This window comes from Sulfitobacter sp. 1A12779 (assembly GCF_043557315.1).
GTDB lineage: Bacteria > Pseudomonadota > Alphaproteobacteria > Rhodobacterales > Rhodobacteraceae > Sulfitobacter > Sulfitobacter faviae.
Window position 1 is genome coordinate 97,774 of the sequence record NZ_JBIFFU010000007.1, and the last position, 14,846, is coordinate 112,619.

The window sequence follows — 14,846 nt, forward strand, 5'->3', positions numbered from 1 at the left end:
ACGATGGCGCGCCAAAATTTCGTGAAAATATCTGCCCTAATTTCAGCAGCTTGTTCCCGACTATAGGGGATAACCCTGACCCGGCTGGGGCTTTGCCCAATTGGCGGCGCAATTTCAGGCCGGTAGCTTGTGCTCACCCCACGGAATTAGCCGTGTGTTTTATGGTCAAAACGCGGATTTTGCAGTGACAGATAGTGAAACCCCACCCTCGAAGCCCTCTGACGAAAAGGCAGAAAGCAAGACGCCCACGCAGGCCGATCTGATGGAGATTCGCAGCCTCTACGCTCAGGCCGACGCGATGGCCGAAGCCGCTGAAAAGGCGGGCAAATCCGACGGTGAGGCGCAGCCTGCCGCGGCCCCGCCCCCACAAAGCGCCGAACAGGGCGATGAACGAAATGACGCGGGCTAAGCCGCGAGACCGCTCACTTCGAACTGTTGGACACCACATGGTCACTGTCGATCCCGCCCAGCGAATGAAACAGGCCCGACGTATTGCTGACCCCGAATTTCTTGAGCAGTTTCGCGCGATAGACCTCTACCGTCCGGTGCGAAATATCGAGGTTGAGCGCGATTTGCTTGCTGGTCAGCCCCTCTGCCAGATGGCTCAGGATCTCGCGCTCGCGCCGGGTCAGCGGCAGATAGGGCCGCTCGGCAGAAAGGTCCGCAAAGCTCCAGACCGCGCGGTCGAGCGGGCGTTCGGGGGTGAAGGAATGGCCGCGCACCCGGCACCAGAACAGGCTGCCGTCGCGCCGTGCCATGATGCGCTCGTCCCAATAGGTATTGGTCTTGCGCAGCTGGTCCACGCCGCGGTCGCGGATATTTACGAACTCTTCATCCGAGGGGTAGAGAATGGCGAAAAGCTGGTCGCGCAGGTCGCCGCGCGCATAGCCGAACATGGCCGCGAAGGCGTTGTTGCAATCACGGATGCAGCGGTTCTCGGTCACCACAAGCCCGACGGGCGCATGAACAAAGGCAAGCTCTTCAAAGCGCCCCTGCGCAAAGCAATCGTCGGTACGTATTTCCACCATCTTGCTCCGTTCAACTCTATTTCCGATGCTGAAACCGCAAGCTAGTCGACGGGAGGAGGCGGCGCAACACGGCGCTGGCCCGTGCAGGGAGGACGCGATGCTAACACGCAAGCGCATGGCGGACGCGCCATGATCGCGCGGGCCGCGGTCGCGCGGGTACGGCTGGCAGGGGGCAAGGGCGCGGGTGGCATCACCCGCGCTATGCCCATGATGATCTGGAAAGGCGCGCCCCAATGACCGCCCCCCATTTCCACTTTGTCCCCGTAATGGGCCATGAGGTGCATGTCGCCGAATGGGGTGATCGCCAGAAACCTGCAGTGCTAATGCTGCACGGTCTGGCCCGCACAGGGCGCGATTTCGATGAGGCCGCCGCCGCCCTGTCGCGGGATTTCCATGTGCTCTGCCCTGATATGATCGGGCGCGGAAGGTCGAGCTGGGCGCGAGACCCTGAGGTGGAGTATTCGGTCGAACATTACGCGCAGATCGCGACGGGGCTTTTGGATCACTTCCAGATCGACCGCGCCGCGTGGTTCGGCACCTCTCTGGGCGGCATGATCGGGATGCATGTGGCCTCTAGCCCTGAGGCGCGGCGGGTCAACGCCTTGGTGGTGAACGACATCAGCCCCGAACTGCCCGAGGCCGCGGTGCAGCGGATCCTTTCCTATGTGGGCAGCCTGCCCGCCTTTAACAGTTTCGCCGAAGGAGAAGCCTGGCTGCGCCAGACCTATGCCCCCTTTGGCCCGGCGGCAGATGCCTATTGGCAGCGCATGGCGCGCACGTCACTGCGGCGCCGTGGGGATGGGCGGCTGACCCTGCATTATGATCCGCGCATCACCGTGCAATTCACCGCCTCGGCGCATGAGTTGTCGACATGGGACCGTTGGTCACGGACCCGCACGCCCACCCATCTGCTGCGCGGCGCGCAGTCGGACCTGCTGCAACCCGAGGCCGCACAGCGCATGACGCAAAGCGGCCCCCGGCCAGACATGACCGAATTCCCCGGCTGCGGCCATGCCCCCAGCATGTCCAACCCCCAAGACATCGCCCTGCTGCGTCGCGTTCTGGTTGAATTGCTGGGACAATCCGCACCCCCATAGGCGCGATTTATGCAAAATTGACGCTACTGCCCCGGCATTTGCATGCATCCGGGTATTTTTCTTGCGTCAACAAAGAACTGTGCGGTCTAATGCCCCCGGGGCGCATCCGGCCCTCAGAAGGCCGGAGCGTGGAGGACAGGGACCATTTTGGGCAAAGCCGGCATGGAAAAGATCAGAAATGCGCTGTCTCAGCGTGCGAAACGGATTGTCGTGCTGGTCGCGCTCTGCGCCGTTGTCCTTGGCTTTGGCCACCGGATCGAGACGCTGTCCTATCAGACCTACATGCAGGATCTGGAGCTCGACACCACCTTGGAGCTGATCGAAGTCCGCGAACGGATCCGCGCGGATATCTTCGAGCAGATCCTGAAACTGCGCGAATTGGCCACCGTCATCAGCGAGAATCCGACGATCACCCAATCCGAATTCAGCGCCCGCGCGGCAGAGTTCATGGCCGAGAACCCGGATGTCATCAACCTCGCCGTGGCCCCCGACCTCGTTGTCACCATCGTCCACCCCTATGAGGCCAATCGCGGCGTGCTGGGGCTGGACTACCGCCAGAACGCGGCGCAATTGCCGAAAGTCGAACAGGCTTTGCAAAGCGGTGAGGGGCTGGTGACCGGCCCGGTCGATCTGGTGCAGGGCGGGCGCGGGCTGATCCTGCGACATCCGATCTTTGATTCAACCGGCACCACTGCCGCGCCGGACACGCCTTGGGGCATCCTCTCCATGGTGGTGGATTACGACGCCCTCGTCACCCGGTTGCAAATCCCCGAACTGACCGAGAAATACGATCTGACCATCCGCGAGTTGACGCCAGAGGGAGAGGTCGAACAGACCATCATCGGTGACCCCGAACTGACCTTGGACGACCCGATCAAACTCGATTTCAGCTTTGCCTTTGGCACGTGGCAACTGGCCGCCACGGTCAAAGGCGGCTGGCCAGAGCACCGCCCGGACTTCTGGCTGAACTGGCTCTTGCGTCTGCAAGGCGCGCTCGGCGTTACGATTTTTGCGTGGTACATCATGCGGCTGGCCGACAACCGCAAACTTGCCGAAGAACGGCTGCGCACCGGTGTCGAAGCCCTGGACCACGGTTTCGTCATGTATGACGCCAAGGGCACCTTGGTGCTTTGCAACGAAAAATACCGCGAGATTCATGGCTATAGCGACGTGGTGAAGCCCGGCTCGACCTATGAAAGGATCGTGCGGGACAGCATACGGCGCGGGCTGGTTCCCGATGCCGTCGGCAAGGAAGAGGAATGGATCCGCATCTGGCTGGAGAAACGGGAGAACGGCGCGTTCGAGACGGAACAGCGCATGCCCGATGGCCGCATCATCCGCACGTCGGACCGGCGGATGGAAGACGGCAGCGTCGTGGGTCTGCGGATCGACGTGACCGATCTGAAAAAGGCGCTTTTGACCGCCGAGGACGCGAACAAGGCCAAGACCGATTTCATGGGCGTGCTGAGCCATGAGCTGCGCACGCCGCTGACCGTCATTCTGGGCCATGTCCGCCTGGCGCGGCATTTCGACCGGACCCCGGCGGCGCGTGACCTATGCAACGCCATCGAGGCTGATCCCCAGACCCGCGAAACGCTCTCTCCCAAGCTGTCGGCGACGATGTCCAAACTGGGCGACATCATGCAAACGGTCGAGCGGTCGGGCAATCACTTGCTGACCCTGATCAACGAGGTGCTCGACTTTGCCAAGATCGACGCGGGCAGCCTGTCCATCGCGATGGAGCCGGTGCAAATTGACGATATCGTCACCCCGACCGCAGATCAGCTGCGCCCGATGGTCGAAGACAAAGGGCTGGAGTTAAAGGTGAAATCGGCCAGCGGCGTGATGCTGGCGGATGGCAAACGCATTCAGCAGGTGTTGATCAACCTGCTGAGCAATGCGACGAAATTCTCCGACGAAGGGATCATTTCGCTGACCTGCCGCATCCGGGGGGAGGTGGTGGAATTCCGCGTGACGGATTCCGGCATCGGCATCCCCGAAGATGAGCTTGAGCGCGTTTTCGAACCCTTCCATCAGGTCGATTCCACCGCCACCCGGCGCTTTGGCGGCACCGGGCTGGGCCTTGCCATTTCGCGCGACATCGCCACCGCCCATGGCGGCAGTCTTGTCGCCAGCAGCATCATGGGCAAGGGCAGCAGCTTTTTGCTAACCCTGCCCCTGCGCCCTGCCATTGCCCTCGCCGCCGCCGAAGCGCGGGAGGCCGAGGTGGCCTGAGCGCCGTACCTCGGCTCTTCAACACCGCGGCTCACCGCGCGGGCAGGTGCTCCACCACTTGCTCTTGTTCGCCCAGCCCTTGCACGCCCAGCCGAACCCGGTCGCCGGGGCTGAGATAGCGTTGCGGTTTCAGCCCCATGCCCACGCCCGGCGGGGTGCCCGTGCAGATCAGATCGCCCGGCTCCAACTGGATGAATTCGGACATATAGGAGATAATCGTCGCCACATCGAAGATCATCTTTTCGGTAGAACCATCTTGCAGCCGCTCGCCATTGACTTCGGTCCAAAGCGACAGCTTGCCCGGATCGCCCAACTCATCCCCCGTCACGAGCACTGGCCCTGTCGGGCAAAAGTTGGGAAAGCTCTTGCCCTTGACCCATTGCCCGCCCCGCTCGGCCTGCCATGCACGCTCCGACACGTCGTTGACAACGCAATAGCCCAGCACATGATCCAACGCCTGATCGCGGCTGACGTTCAAGGTGGTACGCCCGATCACCACACCCAACTCGACCTCCCAATCAAGTTTGCTCATCTCCTTGGAATAGAGAAGCGGATCGTTCGGCCCGCAATAGGTGCGGCTGGCCTTGTTGAACAGGATCGGCTCGCGCGGCACCTCCATGCCCGCCTCCGCCGCATGGTCGGAATAGTTCAACCCGACGCCCCAGATGTTGCGCGGCTGGCTGACCGGTGCGGCGATGCGCTGGCCTTGGGTCTGGGCCAGCGGCAGCCCTTCCAGATCGACGCCCTTAAACACATCGCGCAGCGTCGGGATCGTCTCGGACGTAAAGTCTGGCACAAGGGCGCTGACATCCCGCGCCTGCCCTGCCGCATCCAGCACCACCGGCGTTTTCGCGCCGTCCCGCGCCCCGTATCGCATCAATCGCATGGTCAAATCTCCCCTCTTCGCAACCCTCGTTGGCCGTACCATAGCTACTGGGTTGGCGATGACCACCGCTTTGCAAAGTGGCGCACGCCGTCTCTGCCAATCGGCATCCGTCTGCTTACCGGGGTGAAAAGTCTTGTTCTTGCCCCAATTTAGCCGTTGCGACATTGGCAGCGGCGCCCGAGGGGGATACCTTGGGTAAACATCTGCCCACGCGCCAAGACAGATGAAAAGATCACGACAGAGGCAAATATGAACGACTTTTACAACGCTCTGGCGGATTTCGACGATCCGCTGCGGCAACTCTATATGCTTGCTGTCGAACCTGACCTCTCTGTCGAAGACAAGATCGCCAAGCTTTTGCAACTGGGCACAAAGGCGCTCGACCTCGAACTTGGCATCGTCTCTCGCGTGGATCACCCGGTCTATGAATGCGTCTATGTCCATGGGCCCGATTGGGCACCCGCCCCCCGCAGCACCTTCGACATCAATGGCACCTATTGCCTGCATACGCTTGGCAACGACGATGTGACCTCTTTTCACCACGCGGGCCAGCAAGAGATTTCGGCCCACCCCTGCTACGAGAACTTTGGGCTGGAAAGCTACATTGGGGCACCGCTGAAAATCGGGGATGCGCTCTTTGGGACGTTGAACTTTTCCGGCACCGCCCCGCGCCCCGCCCCGTTCAGCAAGGCGCAGACCCAATTCGTCCAGTTCCTCGCCCGCTGGCTGAGCAGCGAGCTCTCGCGGCAATCCGAGCGCCGCGCGCTGCGCGAACAGCGCGGGCTGCTCAAGGCGATGGTCGATGCCGTGCCCGAGGCCATCATCATGGCCGATCCCAACCGCCGCGTGGCCATGGTGAACCCGGCGGTCGAAAGACTGTTCGGCTACAGCCCCGACGCGCTTTTGGGGCGGCAGACGGCGGTTCTTTACGAGACCCTCGGCAGCTACGAACGAATGGGCGAAGAGCTTTCAAACGCTGGCACGGCCAGCAAGGAAAGCGGCTTTACCGTCGCCTGCCGCCGCGCCGATGGCTCTACTTTCGAGGGGCAAGTCGCCACCGCCAAGGTCGAGACTGACCGCGGTGAGCATCTGGGCTATCTCGGCGTGGTGCGCGACGTCAGTGAGCAGCGCGAGTTCGAACGCGCCAAGGACCAGCTTATCGCCACCGTCAGCCATGAGATGAAAACCCCGCTGACCGCGCTGACCGGGGCGCTGCGCCTGCTTGAGTTAAACCCGGACGATCTGCCGCCGCAAAAGCGCAAACTGTTGCAGCTTGCGATGCGCAACGCCCGGGCGATCGATCAGATGGTGGGGGATATTCTGGATGTCGAAACCCTGCGCAGACCGGATCAATCGGGGTTTTCCGAACGCCCCTTGGCACCGCTCTTGGCCCAAGCCTCAGAGACCTTGGTCTCCTACGCGAAAGAGCGCGGCGTCGGCTTGGATATGACCCCGTCCGAGGCCCCTGCACCGCTGTTGCGGCTGCACGAAGGGCGGCTCACGCGGTTGTTGTCGAACCTGCTGTCCAACGCGATCAAAGCCTCGGACGAAGGCGGCACGGTTCAGCTTGGCCTTTCGGAAGATGGCACCGGGTTCTGGGTCAAAGACCACGGCAGCGGCCTGCCTTTGGAACTGCAACCGGTTCTTTTCGAACGGTTTTCGCGCGGCTCCAGCTACCGGGTCAAAGAGGGGCATGGGCTGGGCATGAGCATCGTCAAAGCCATTGTCGACCAGCACCTTGGGGAAATTCGCTTTGAAACCGCCGAGGGCGAAGGCACGACCTTTTTCGTGGATTTCCCGCCGCTCGAAGGGCGGCCGGATGCGATGGCCGCCTCCTGACGGCGCATCGCGGCCCCGGCGAGCTTCAGGTCAGAAAAGCCCGAAGCGCGTGCAGCGTGCGGTCAATCCCGGCGGCGGTGGTCAGCACCCCCGGCGACATGCGCAGGGTCTGGCTGCGGTTGTCGACGTAAATCTCCAGCGCCGCCAATTGGGCCACCACATCCGCCGCGTCGATGTGATCGGGCAGAACTACCATGAGACTGCCGCCCCGCTGATCCGGGTCCGCCGGGCTGGCAAGGGTCAGGCCCATCCCCTCAAGCCCCGCCTGTAGCTGCGCGGTCAGCTTGCGGTTATGCGCCGCCAAGACTTCGGTGTTCTGCCCCATGCGCCATTTCATCGCCGGCAGGCTGGCCACCGCAGGAACGGTCGAGGGCGTGCCACTGTCGAGCCGCCGAATGTCGGGCGCGAATTCGAAAGCGTCGAGGTCCCATGAGAACGGATTGCCTTGCGAGAACCAGCCGCGCATCTCGGGCTGGCACTGCGGGATCAAATCGGCATCCATATAGACGATCCCCGCCCCCGGCGTGCCGCACATCCATTTGAGGCTGGTCGACAGGGCGAAATCGACGCGCGGCGCGGTCACGTCATAGGGCAGCAGCCCCACGGCCTGCGTCATATCCACCCCGATGAGCGATCCCATCTTGCGGCCATGCGCCACCAATTGCGGGATGTCCAACCGGTGCGAGGTCGTCGAGCTGACCCAAGTGAGCAGGGCCAGCGCCACCTCCTCATCCCAATGGGCGATGATGTCTTCGGCCTCGACCCAGTGCCCCCCTTGCCGGATCGGCACAGTGTTCAACGTGAAACCAAAACGCTTCGACAGGCCGGTGAGCAGGAAGTGCAGAGAGGGGAAACCATCCTCAGCCACCAAGACCTTCTTGCCGCGCAGGGTGCCTTCGGGCAGCGCACCGATGACGGCCATCAGCCCGGTGGTGACGCTCTCTGTCGTGGTGACGGTGCCCTTCGGCGCGCCGATCAACTGGGCCCAGAGGTCAATGAACTGCTGGCGTTTGGGCAGGACATCGGCCCATTGATCGCCGTTGGGCGCGGCCCATGCATCGGTGAAATCGGTGAGCCCGGCCAGCATATCCGCATGTTTGCCGGGGTATTGCCCGATGGAGTGATAAAGGAGATAGGCGTCGCCCGTTCCTGTTTCTGTGGACATTGTAATCTCCGTAGGGTGTTGGCCGCGCAGGCGCGCGGGACGGTAATTTTGTGGGGGACGGGGCCGCTTCGGCTCAGCGGTAGCCGCGTTTGTAGTGCTGCTCTAGCCAGCCGGTGAAACGGACCATCGGCCAAAGGATCACGATGTAGATCAGCGCGGCCAGCAGCAGCGGTGTGGGGTTGGCGAAAAGCGCCTGCGCGTCGGTGGCCTGTTTCAGCAGATCATCCATCGCCACGACCGAGGCGAGCGAAGTGTCTTTCATGATCGCCACCGCATAGGAGGCCAGCGGCGGGATCATCATCCGAAACGCCTGCGGCAGGATCACCTTGCGCATGGTGGTAAAGAAGGACAGGCCAAGCGCATCGCAGGCTTCGAACTGGCCGCGCGGCACGGCTTCGATTCCGGCGCGCACGACCTCTGCCGTATAGGCCGCCAGCACCAGCGCCAGCGCAATGGTCGCCCCCACGAATGAGGAAAAGACGATGCCCGCGAAGGGCAGCGCGTAGTAGACAAGGATCAGCACCACCAGCACCGGAATGGCACGAAAGATATCCGTATACAGAACCGCCAGCAGCCGGAACGGCTTGGCCGCATAGAGCCGCACCAGACAGACCAGCACGCCAAGGATACCGCCAAAGAAAATCGCCGAAGCGCCCAGCAGGATGGTGTTAAGCAGCCCGCGCATCAAGATCGGGAAAGCACGGCGCATCACGTCGAGATTGAAGAAGATGTCGATGATTTCCATTGCGCAGTCCGTCAGTTTGATCGCAGAGGGCGAGCTTTGGGCCGTGGGCGGAGCGGCGCCCCGCCCCCGGCCCAAAGGTATCAGTCCGCCGAGGTGGGCACCGGCAGCGGGGTCACCGCAAGACTGCCCTCGGCAGGGGCCACGCCGAGCCATTTTTCATAGAGCGCCGCCATGGTGCCGTCCTCTTTCATCGAAGTGATCGCACCGTTGACCGCCTCCAGATGCTCAGAGCCCTTGGGCATCATGATCGCGAATTTATCGCCCGTCGGAATCTCAACCGAAACCTGCAAGCCCTGCATCGTGGGCTGGGCAAAGGCGTAGCGCAGGCTGACGATATCGTTCACCGCGGCATCGATCCGGCCACTGCGCAGATCGGTCAGCATATTGGCGGTGGTGTCATAGCTGGAATAGGATTTATAGCCGAGCTCATCCTCCCGCTCTTTCAACCAATTCTCCGGGAAAGAGGTGGCGATGGAACCGATACGCTTGCCCTCCAGCCCGTCGAGATCGGCAATCCCGGCGTCGGTCTTGGTGCCGACCCCCAATGCGCCCGAAAAATAGGGCTGCGTGAAAGACTGCGCCTCAAGCCGTTCATCGGTGATGGTGAGCGATGAGATCACCGCATCGACCCGGCCCGAGGCGGTGGCCACGAAAAGCGCGCGGAAGTCGTAGCCGCTGATTTCGGTCGTCTTGCCAAGCCGGGCCGCGACCTCATTGATGATGTCGACCTCGAACCCCTCGAAGACGCCCGCTTCGTTCTTGAATTCCCACGGCGGGTTCGCCGGGTAAGAGCCGATTTTCAGCACGTCCTGCGCCATGGCAGAGACGCCCGACAGTGTCGTCAGCGCCGCGACGGTGAGGCCAACGATCAGATTATTTTTCAGATTCATGTTTTGCTCCCTGTGAACACCCCCGCGCAGCGCGGCAAGCTTCCCCCTATTGGCTGCCAGTTTTCGTATACGAATTCAATTGAATTTTCCAAGTATGCAAACTTATACCTAGCCATAAGCGTATTTCTTGCGCATGCTCGGCCTTCAATCGCATACTTTTCAGAGAGGTCGGAATGCCCCGCTCAGCCAAGCGCCACATGAAAGATCAGATTTACGACATCTTCCTCGGGCGCATTCAGCGGGGCGAGATCAGCCATGGCGACCGCTTTGTCGACACCGCCGTCGCGGAAGAGTTCAACGTCTCGCGGATGCCGGTGCGCGATGCGCTGATGCGCCTGTCGCATGAAGGCTACCTCGACAGCACGACGCGGGGCTTCACCCTGCCCAACCTGTCGATGCGCCAGATTTGCGAGATTTTCGAGTTGCGCCGCCTGCTGGAGCCGCGCGCCGCAGCGCTGGCCACCAACCAGCTGACCGATGAGGACATCGCCACCCTGACCCGCGCGGTTGAGCAATCCGAGCGCACGTTGGAAACCGGCGATATCGAAAGCCTCTATGCCGCCTCCGAAGACATCCGCCGCACATGGATCATGGCCGTGCCCAACATCGAATTGCGCGACACGATCCTGCGCTACATGGCCCAAATTCAGGCCGTTCGCATGGCCACGCTGCGCGACGCCGTCGCGCATGAAACCCTCGTCGACTTGCACCGCGACATGCTGCGCGCCTTTACCGCCCGCGATGCGGCCAAGGTGGAGCTTTTGTTGCTGCGCTACGTTCTGGCCGGAGAGGATAGCTTCCTGCGGCTGAAAGCCCGCGCGCAGGATTAACCCGCCTCGTCCTTGGCCACCGCACAGAGCCAATCGCGCACGATGATCGCCGCGCTCGACACCCCCTGCCGGGGCGAAAGCAGGTAGAAATCCAGCCCGCCTTCCATCACATGCGGCACCGGGCGCAGCAGCCGCCCCGCCTCAAGATCGCGCTGCACCAGAAAGCGGCTTGCCAGCGCCACCCCCTGCCCCGCCAAAGCAGCATCGAGGCTTAGGGTCGTTTGATTGAACCGCAGCGCACGGGCCGGCTTGACGCTGCCGCCAAAGGCCTCTTCAGCAAAGCGCGGCCAGAGGTCATGGGTATCGTGAAGCAGGGTCATGCGCGCCAGTGTGGCGGCATCGACCGCCCCCTCCCCCGCGAGCAGCGCCGGAGAGCATACGGCCACCACCTCCTGCGTGAAAAGCAAGTTCGCCCTCAGGCTCACCCCAAAGGGCGGACGCGCCTGTCGCACGGCGAGGTCAATCCCATCGGCATGAAAACTCGCCACCCGCTCTGTCGCCGTGATGCGCAAATCAATGCCGGGGTGCGCTTGGGTGAAGTCCGAAAGCCGGGGGATCAGCCATTTGGATGCGAAGGTCGGTGTCACGCTGATCGTCACTCGTGCGGGCGCGTGGCGCAGGGCATCCGTCGCCTCCGCCAATTGCTCGAAAGCGCGCGACACCGACAGATGATAGGCGCGCCCCTCGTCAGTAAAGGCCAGCCCCCGCGGCTCGCGCAGGAACAGACGCAGCCCCAGATGATCCTCCAGCCCGCGCACTTGCTGGGCGACCGCGCCTTGAGTCACGCCCAACTCATCCGCCGCGGCCCGGAAATTCAGGTGACGCCCGGCGGCGGCAAAGGCACGAAGCCCGTTCAAGGGCGGCAGAGGCATCTCATTCGGCACAATAGATTTCCTACAGTCACACAACAAAGCAGCTGGCTGGCTGCACGAGATCACAGCGCCTAAATGACGCTGCATATCCCCGCAGCGCAATCGCTGCCTAGTATATGGAGCCTATCCGATGACAGCAGAAAAAGTAGCCCTTATCACCGCAGGCGGCAGCGGCATGGGTGCCAGCGCGGCCCGCAAACTGGCAGCAGATGGCTTTAAGGTCGGCGTCCTGTCTTCTTCCGGCAAGGGGGAGGCGCTCGGCGCCGAACTTGGCGGCTTTGGCATCACCGGCTCGAACCAATCGCCAGACGCGCTGGCGCAGCTGGTGGATGGCGCGATGGACCGTTGGGGCCGCGTCGATGTGCTGGTGAACTCCGCCGGACATGGGCCGAAGGGCGACATTCTGGAAATGAGTGACGCAGATTGGCACGATGGGATGGACGTCTATCTGATGAACGTGATCCGCCCCACCCGTTTGGTAACGCCGATTATGGCGGCGCAGGGCGGCGGCGCGATCATCAATATCTCAACCTTCGCCACCTTCGAGCCGGACCCGCTCTTTCCCACCTCGGGCGTCTTCCGCGCCGGGCTGGCGGGTTTCGCCAAACTCTATGCCGATCAATATGCGGGCCAGAACATCCGCATGAACAACGTCTTGCCCGGCTTTATCGACAGCCTGCCCGAGACTGAGGACCGGCGCGTGCGCATTCCCATGGGGCGCTACGGCACCGAGGCCGAGGTGTCATCGCTGATCGGCTGGCTCGCCTCCGAAGGCGGGGCCTATGTCACCGGGCAGAACTGGCGCATCGACGGCGGGCTGACCCGTGGCGTCTGAGGTGCTTGCGCCCGCCGCGCCGCAGCGGCTGGCCTTTTGGGTCAAATGGATCGCCTCGGTGATCCAAATCCTCGGCTATGCCGCCACAGGTTTCGGCTGGACGCCGTGGAACCTCTACCTCTTCGTGGTGGGGGTTCTGGGCTGGCTGATCGTCGGGCTGCTTTGGAATGACCGGGCGATCACGCTGGTTCACCTCGTTGCTATGGGGGCGATGCTGGCGGGGATGGCCAGTCAGTAGTGGCGGTGTGTCGACGGGCGTCGCCTGCGTGATGCCCCCCCGTATCCCCGCATAACATCCGGCGGGGGAACCGTGTCCCCTCCCCCCGCCTGCCTTGCACCGCACCGAACCTGCCCCATATCTCTTTGCAAAGGACAACCGCGAGAGACCAAGATGGGCTATGTGAAGACAGCGATGCTGATGGCGGCGATGACCGCGCTTTTCATGGGGGTCGGCTATCTGATCGGCGGATCGGGCGGTGCGCTGATCGCGCTGGTGGTGGCGGCGGGCATGAACGCCTTCACTTGGTGGAACTCCGACCGCATGGTGCTCAAGATGCACAATGCGCAGCCCGTCTCGCCGGGGGACCGCGCGGGGCTCTACGCCATGACTGCAGAGCTTGCGCGGAATGCGGGCCTGCCCGAGCCCAAGGTCTATCTGATCAACACGCCCCAGCCCAACGCCTTCGCCACCGGGCGCAACCCGGCCAATGCTGCCGTCGCGGTGACCAAAGGGCTGATGCAAAGCCTCAGCCGCGAGGAACTGGCGGGCGTCATCGCGCATGAGCTGGCCCATATCCGCAACCATGACACGGCGATCATGACCGTCACGGCCACTTTCGCCGGTGCGATTTCGATGCTGGCGAATTTCGCGCTGTTCTTCGGCGGCGCGCGTGAGCGGATGGGGATGATCGGGACGTTGATGATGATGTTCCTCGCCCCCATGGCCGCCGCGCTGGTGCAGATGGCGATCAGTCGGACGCGGGAATATGCCGCCGATAAGGCCGGGGCCGAGATCTGCGGCCATCCGCTCTGGCTCGCCTCCGCGCTTGAGAAGATCGCCTTGGGGGCCGCGCGGATCGACAATCACGCGGCAGAGCGCAATCCGGCCACGGCGCATATGTTCATCATCAACCCGCTACACGCACATAAACATGACAGTCTTTTCGCCACCCACCCGGCGACGGAGAACCGCATCGCGGCCCTGCGTGCGATGACACCCGACGCCGCGCCAGTGCGAACACAGAGCGCCCGCCCAACCAGCAGCAGCCGCATCCCGAAAACCGGCAGACGCCGCGACGCGGGGCCGTGGCGCTAGGCCGCGCTTAGCCCCGCCGCCAGTAGGCGGTACAAATCTGGCGGGTTTTGTCCATGCCGAGCTGGGTTTTGAAATGCCCGCGCAATTGCTGCGCGTTCTGGAACTCCCCGGCGAAAAAGGCATAGCCCAAACCGTCATCCGTCAGCGCCTGCGCATGGCCAAGCACTTCGGCCTCGAAGGTGGCGGGCGGCAGGGCATGGACGCGCAGCTTGGTCTTGGGCAGGTAATCGCGATAAGACACGCCGCGCGGCAGGGCCGCCACCACATCGCCCACCGCATCCTCCGGCAGCCGCGCCAAAAGCTGCGCCACGGCGGGCAGTCCGGTGCCATCGGCGGCGAGGAAATAGGAAGAGGCTTTCGGCAAGGCGCTGATGCCCACCGGCCCCATTGCGCCGATCCGCTGCCCGGCATGGGCGTTCTGCGCCCATTGTGAGATCAGGCCGGAGCCGTGGCGAACCACGTCGATATCGACCTCTTCGCGCTCGGGGCGGATGTTCTTGAGCGTGACATAGCGGGCGTGCAACTCATCCGCACCCTTGGGCCAGACCGGCGCGCCATTGGCGCCCATCACCGGCCAGACCGGCGTGCGGCTGGCATCGCGCGGCAGGATCAAGCGCAGGTGGATGCCCTGCGGGGCAAGTTCGGCAATATCCGGGTAATGCAGGGTGACGCGTTGCATCCCTTCGAAGAGGATTTCGCTGTTCAGCACCTCCAACAAACGGAAGTTCTGCGGCGTCTCTCCGGCCTCTTGCGCCACACCCTGCCAGCGGATGCGATCGGCCAGCGCGGGGTCAAACTCCGCCACATGATGGACCATGCCCTCTTTCGAGAATTGCATGGCGTTTTCGCCGGGGGCTTGCAGGCTGACCTCCAGCCCACGCGGGCAAAGATCGAACTCTACCCGGTAGCCGTCTTGCTCAAACACATGACCCGTCGGCCCCTTGGCGCGAAACGCCATGCCGTGGTCATCGACAAGATGCGACAGGATTTGCGACAGCATCTCCTGCGGGGCATCCATGGGGATGGTGGTCTTGGCTTTGGCGATGGTCATCCGTGGCTCCTCCCGGTCAAAAGAAAGCGCGGCACACGAGGGGAGTGCCGCGCTCTAG

Annotated in this window: 15 protein-coding genes; 8 read left to right on the top strand and 7 right to left on the bottom strand. The window is 62.9% G+C overall.

Translation table 11 applies throughout. The annotated features are described in order from the left end of the window. Nucleotides 1-184 precede the first annotated feature (184 nt). Nucleotides 185-409, top strand: coding sequence for a hypothetical protein (locus ACGYLQ_RS10230; RefSeq protein WP_209218331.1), 225 nt, complete (start codon nucleotides 185-187; stop codon nucleotides 407-409). A 13-nt stretch (nucleotides 410-422) separates the two neighbouring features. Here the strand turns inward: ACGYLQ_RS10230 and ACGYLQ_RS10235 are convergent, their stop codons facing one another. Beyond that, nucleotides 423-1,028 (bottom strand): helix-turn-helix transcriptional regulator, encoded by a 606-nt coding sequence (locus ACGYLQ_RS10235; RefSeq protein ID WP_209218332.1) that lies wholly within the window; start codon nucleotides 1,026-1,028, stop codon nucleotides 423-425. 233 nt (nucleotides 1,029-1,261) lie between these two features. Here ACGYLQ_RS10235 and ACGYLQ_RS10240 point away from each other — a divergent pair, with 233 nt between their 5' ends. Together ACGYLQ_RS10240 and ACGYLQ_RS10245 are read left to right on the top strand one after the other, a co-directional pair. Then, the gene (locus ACGYLQ_RS10240; RefSeq protein ID WP_394442758.1) at nucleotides 1,262-2,125 is read left to right on the top strand and encodes an alpha/beta fold hydrolase; all 864 of its coding nucleotides are present in this window, start codon (nucleotides 1,262-1,264) and stop codon (nucleotides 2,123-2,125) included. A 162-nt stretch (nucleotides 2,126-2,287) separates the two neighbouring features. Beyond that, the gene (locus ACGYLQ_RS10245; RefSeq protein WP_394442761.1) at nucleotides 2,288-4,360 is read left to right on the top strand and encodes an ATP-binding protein; all 2,073 of its coding nucleotides are present in this window, start codon (nucleotides 2,288-2,290) and stop codon (nucleotides 4,358-4,360) included. A 31-nt stretch (nucleotides 4,361-4,391) separates the two neighbouring features. Here ACGYLQ_RS10245 and ACGYLQ_RS10250 read toward each other — a convergent pair whose 3' ends face one another. Next, complete coding sequence (locus ACGYLQ_RS10250; protein WP_394442763.1) at nucleotides 4,392-5,246, bottom strand: fumarylacetoacetate hydrolase family protein; 855 nt, start codon at nucleotides 5,244-5,246, stop codon at nucleotides 4,392-4,394. A gap of 249 nt (nucleotides 5,247-5,495) precedes the next feature. On the opposite strand from ACGYLQ_RS10250, the gene ACGYLQ_RS10255 reads away from it, so the two are divergent. After that, nucleotides 5,496-7,085 carry an ATP-binding protein gene (locus ACGYLQ_RS10255; RefSeq protein WP_394442766.1) on the top strand — a complete coding sequence of 530 codons (1,590 nt, stop codon included), beginning with the start codon at nucleotides 5,496-5,498 and terminating at the stop codon, nucleotides 7,083-7,085. Between the two features lie 25 nt (nucleotides 7,086-7,110). On the opposite strand, the gene ACGYLQ_RS10260 is transcribed toward ACGYLQ_RS10255, so the two are convergent. The 3 genes from ACGYLQ_RS10260 to ACGYLQ_RS10270 form a co-directional block, all read right to left on the bottom strand. Beyond that, on the bottom strand, nucleotides 7,111-8,250 hold the full coding sequence (locus ACGYLQ_RS10260) for an aminotransferase class V-fold PLP-dependent enzyme (RefSeq protein WP_394442768.1): 1,140 nt from the start codon (nucleotides 8,248-8,250) through the stop codon (nucleotides 7,111-7,113). 73 nt (nucleotides 8,251-8,323) lie between these two features. Further along, a complete protein-coding gene (locus ACGYLQ_RS10265; RefSeq protein WP_394442771.1) occupies nucleotides 8,324-8,995 on the bottom strand; it encodes an amino acid ABC transporter permease in 672 nt (223 codons plus the stop codon). Between the two features lie 80 nt (nucleotides 8,996-9,075). After that, nucleotides 9,076-9,885 (bottom strand): ABC transporter substrate-binding protein, encoded by an 810-nt coding sequence (locus tag ACGYLQ_RS10270; protein ID WP_394442774.1) that lies wholly within the window; start codon nucleotides 9,883-9,885, stop codon nucleotides 9,076-9,078. A gap of 173 nt (nucleotides 9,886-10,058) precedes the next feature. Between ACGYLQ_RS10270 and ACGYLQ_RS10275 the strand changes: the two genes are divergently transcribed. Beyond that, nucleotides 10,059-10,715 carry a GntR family transcriptional regulator gene (locus ACGYLQ_RS10275; RefSeq protein WP_209218339.1) on the top strand — a complete coding sequence of 219 codons (657 nt, stop codon included), beginning with the start codon at nucleotides 10,059-10,061 and terminating at the stop codon, nucleotides 10,713-10,715. Here ACGYLQ_RS10275 and ACGYLQ_RS10280 read toward each other — a convergent pair. Next, entirely contained in the window at nucleotides 10,712-11,587 is an 876-nt protein-coding gene (locus tag ACGYLQ_RS10280; protein ID WP_394442899.1) for a LysR substrate-binding domain-containing protein, read from the bottom strand. The two genes, ACGYLQ_RS10275 and ACGYLQ_RS10280, sit on opposite strands and share 4 nt — an antisense overlap. A gap of 130 nt (nucleotides 11,588-11,717) precedes the next feature. On the opposite strand from ACGYLQ_RS10280, the gene ACGYLQ_RS10285 reads away from it, so the two are divergent. From ACGYLQ_RS10285 to htpX, 3 genes are all read left to right on the top strand, one after another. Then, nucleotides 11,718-12,422, top strand: a complete 705-nt coding sequence (locus ACGYLQ_RS10285) for an SDR family oxidoreductase (RefSeq protein ID WP_394442776.1) — start codon at nucleotides 11,718-11,720, stop codon at nucleotides 12,420-12,422. Continuing rightward, nucleotides 12,412-12,660 (top strand): DUF6552 family protein, encoded by a 249-nt coding sequence (locus ACGYLQ_RS10290; RefSeq protein WP_394442779.1) that lies wholly within the window; start codon nucleotides 12,412-12,414, stop codon nucleotides 12,658-12,660. The genes ACGYLQ_RS10285 and ACGYLQ_RS10290 overlap by 11 nt, the downstream gene beginning before the upstream one ends. 153 nt (nucleotides 12,661-12,813) lie before the next feature. Then, entirely contained in the window at nucleotides 12,814-13,737 is a 924-nt protein-coding gene (gene htpX / locus ACGYLQ_RS10295) for a zinc metalloprotease HtpX (RefSeq protein WP_394442782.1), read from the top strand. A gap of 7 nt (nucleotides 13,738-13,744) precedes the next feature. Here the strand turns inward: htpX and ACGYLQ_RS10300 are convergent, their stop codons facing one another. Then, a complete protein-coding gene (locus ACGYLQ_RS10300) occupies nucleotides 13,745-14,788 on the bottom strand; it encodes a siderophore-interacting protein (RefSeq protein ID WP_394442785.1) in 1,044 nt (347 codons plus the stop codon). Nucleotides 14,789-14,846 lie beyond the last annotated feature (58 nt).